Below are 3,169 nucleotides of genomic sequence, written 5' to 3'. Positions count from 1 at the left end.
TTAATGGCGAACGCTATACTTACGGTCAGCTACGTCATCAACCTATCATTCCTGAATTAATGAGGAACATAACGAATTCTCAATTGAAGCACTATGCTGAAGAGTGTAATTCTCGTAATTCTCAGGAAGGTTTCTGTATGTTCAAAGTCGAAGGTGAGTACTGCTTTTGGGGATTAAGAGTGGGGCCGGTAGTCAGAACGCCATCTACATCAGAAATGAAACAGATATTGCTGAAGAATCCCAAAACAGCTCAAGCGGTAAAGGAACATCGAGTTACAGCCGCTATGATACGGGCTGTCACCTATGACTTGCTGCGTGAGGAGCTGGGACGTTGCTGCGGAATATCCAAGGAGGAAGCCGGACTTGCTATAGGAAATCAATTGGATTGTGCTCCTCATGAGGATGGTTCAGGATATATATTTATGGTGCCTAACTGGGCTCATAAGTGGTTTCGCCATGATGGATATGTTTCAAAAATGTTAAGTGAAATGAATCAATAACATATTTAAATGAACGATTTATCTAAAGCGAGAGAACACCTTCTCCAAGATTACATAAAGGAATTCGACCCTTCACAGAAAGAAATGGATGCATTCATGCGTGGAGTGACATGGATGATGGATTATGTGACGGATGATAACAATTTGGGTCCCTATATTCCAGACAAAGTCTGTTTACATCGACAGCAACGCAATATAGAAGAACTGATGGAAAAAATAGATTGGTTACAGAGAGAAAACAAACGCTTGGTGAGCGAGTTGCGTAAGAAGGATTTAATGACTTCGGAAGAAAGGAGAGTTTGGAAAAAGGAAGGGGAGGGTCGACGATTGGGCTTGTTGGTTACTGAATTGCGACAGACGGTTAATGAGTTGAGAGCTGAAAAGGAGAAATGGATGAATAGATATTTGTTAGAAACAGTAGATAATAAGATTCTGAAAAATAAATGAGATGCCGACTGCCCTTGGCCGAACCTCCCCCTAACTTTGCCTCCATAAAACAAACGGAATATAAACATTAAAATCGTTTAGTTATGGAGACAATTAAAGGTTTGATTAAGAGCCTCATTAACGGAGGCATCGGAGCTATTGTTGGTGCGGCTTTTGCCACTGCTTTCGGATGGAACGAATGGATTCTTGCTGTCATTGGCTATATCCTTGGATGGTTATTGCTTTCCAAAAGTTTTTGGGAAGGTGTCAGGGAAAGTAAAGAAGAACTGGCAGAAGAGGATAGGAGAGAAGAAGAACGAAAAAGAAAGGAGGGAAAGTGATGACAAAGAAAGGTGTAGCCGAGTGGGTGTCTATCATACTTTGCCTGTTGCCTTCGCCGTTCGTAATTATGTTTCTTCTCATTGTGGCAGGAGAAATACGTGAGGCATGGCATATTACTAACTTTCTGGCAGTAACTTTGTGCGCCATAGTGGGGTTGATAGCTTTACTTTTTACCTCGTGGGTTCTGGGTAAACTTGTTTATTTCATTATTAAATAAGATAAGGACTATGAGAGGCTGTCTAACAACTATTGTGTTCTTATTGATAACAAGTGGCTTATCAACTTTCATGTTTGGAAGTGCATTTTTTATTGCGGTATTGCTTGATCCTGATGCACCCAGCATATTTGAATTGCAGTGGCATACCAATGTGATTCTCTTGGTTTATTTAATTGTATTTATAAAAATAATAGTGAAGGTCAGTAGAATGTTGAGTAATTCGATATGTGACTTTCTTTTCGGTAAGGAGGATGAACAATGATATTCAAATATAAATTTTGTTTGTGGTTGATTGATACCTTGAGTATCCAGCCGCTAACTTTGCCTGAGATACAGAAAAAATGGTTGAATGCATCGGCTAATGAGGATGGAGACCCGTTGGCGGAGCGGACTTTCAACCGTTACCGGCGGGAAGCGGAATCATTGATGTACGTAGACATCAAATGTGATAAACGTGACGGGAATTTATATAAAATTATTCGACCGGATGGTTTTAAAAATGACGAGTTGCAGCAGTGGCTTTTAAGTGCTTTTCGTGTATCGAGTCTTGCTGAACGTGTGAATCAACGGGAGGAAGTGATGATAGAACCTGCACCACCGGCTGCCAATCTTTTACAGGATGTGATGGAGGCTATCGACGGGAAGCGACTGCTTAGGATAGTGTATAAATCACATTATCAGGATGAGAAAGAAATCATTCTGTTGCCCGCTTTTGTTCGCCTGTTCAAACAACGATGGTATGTGATAGGCGAAGTTAGAGGCAAGGAGCGCGCCATGACTTGCGCACTGGAACGGGTGAAAGAAATAGAATTGTTGGAAGGGAGTAAGGTGAAATTCTCCCCTAAATTGCGGGCAATCTTGAAGCCGGAAGTTTATTTTGAACATTGTTTTGGAATTATACGACAGTTTGAGCCAATAACTATTCGTTTTCGTGCATTTTGGCCCCAAGATGCTTATCTAAAAGATGTTCCGCTCCACGCATCCCAAATAGAAGTGAACCATACGGAAGATTATACGGATTTTGAAATGTTCGTGCGACCTACGTATGATCTAAAGCAAGAATTACTTTGGTATCGGGATAAATTGGCGATACTTTCACCGGAATCATTCCGACAGGATATGATACAGGTGCTTCGTGCAACTCTATCAGGCTATGAAACAGGAGAAAGCCATGCAATAGATGAATAAATGGGTGTCAAAATACGTTTTCTACCCCCTTTTAACCTTATTTCATGGAAGTCTTTATATCTTTGTCCTCTGCATTGAAGAGAACCGGAGCAGGAGGAAGAGCGAAGAATAAAACCTTGAAATCTTGATCATTAATGAAACAATAATATATGAAAGTAAAATCGTTTATGAAAAACACATGGCATCTACTTGCGTGCCTGATGTTATTGGTTGCTTGTAGTGATGATAAAGTAGAAGATGAAACTACAATTACCTTGCCACCTGAAACAGAAACCCTGTTTGAGAAAGGTGTGAATTTCACAACATCTGCGGGTACTCAGTCTTTGGAGTTTACGGCTACAGAAAACTGGAACATAACCGCTGCAACCACTCGGAATGGTGAAAAGTGGTATCAAGTTTATCCCACTAGTGGAGGTCCCGGAAAGGCAGAAATTTCTATCAGTGTTGAGGATAATGATAGTTATGATGAACGTAGCGTTGCTATTACTATTAATGC

General features: G+C 40.7%; 6 protein-coding genes. All 6 read left to right on the top strand.

The window, feature by feature from the left end; all coding sequences use genetic code 11:
- A partial coding sequence (locus tag BACCELL_RS23860; RefSeq protein WP_007214705.1) for a hypothetical protein occupies nucleotides 1-500 on the top strand: 500 nt, incomplete at its 5' end.
- Nucleotides 501-509: 9 nt separating this feature from the next.
- Complete coding sequence (locus BACCELL_RS23855) at nucleotides 510-947, top strand: hypothetical protein (protein ID WP_007214704.1); 438 nt, start codon at nucleotides 510-512, stop codon at nucleotides 945-947.
- An 83-nt stretch (nucleotides 948-1,030) separates the two neighbouring features.
- Nucleotides 1,031-1,267 (top strand): hypothetical protein, encoded by a 237-nt coding sequence (locus tag BACCELL_RS23850; RefSeq protein ID WP_007214703.1) that lies wholly within the window; start codon nucleotides 1,031-1,033, stop codon nucleotides 1,265-1,267.
- On the top strand, nucleotides 1,267-1,485 hold the full coding sequence (locus BACCELL_RS23845; protein ID WP_007214702.1) for a hypothetical protein: 219 nt from the start codon (nucleotides 1,267-1,269) through the stop codon (nucleotides 1,483-1,485). The genes BACCELL_RS23850 and BACCELL_RS23845 overlap by 1 nt, the downstream gene beginning before the upstream one ends.
- Nucleotides 1,486-1,743: 258 nt before the next feature.
- Nucleotides 1,744-2,673, top strand: coding sequence for a WYL domain-containing protein (locus tag BACCELL_RS23835; protein WP_007214700.1), 930 nt, complete (start codon nucleotides 1,744-1,746; stop codon nucleotides 2,671-2,673).
- Nucleotides 2,674-2,840: 167 nt separating this feature from the next.
- On the top strand, nucleotides 2,841-3,169 hold a 329-nt coding region (locus BACCELL_RS23830), incomplete at its 3' end, for a BACON domain-containing protein (RefSeq protein ID WP_248604811.1).

Origin of the sequence: Bacteroides cellulosilyticus DSM 14838, assembly GCF_000158035.1 — a bacterium.
Lineage (GTDB): Bacteria > Bacteroidota > Bacteroidia > Bacteroidales > Bacteroidaceae > Bacteroides > Bacteroides cellulosilyticus.
Note: the sequence above shows the minus strand (reverse complement) of the source record. Positions and strands in the feature narration are given on the sequence as shown.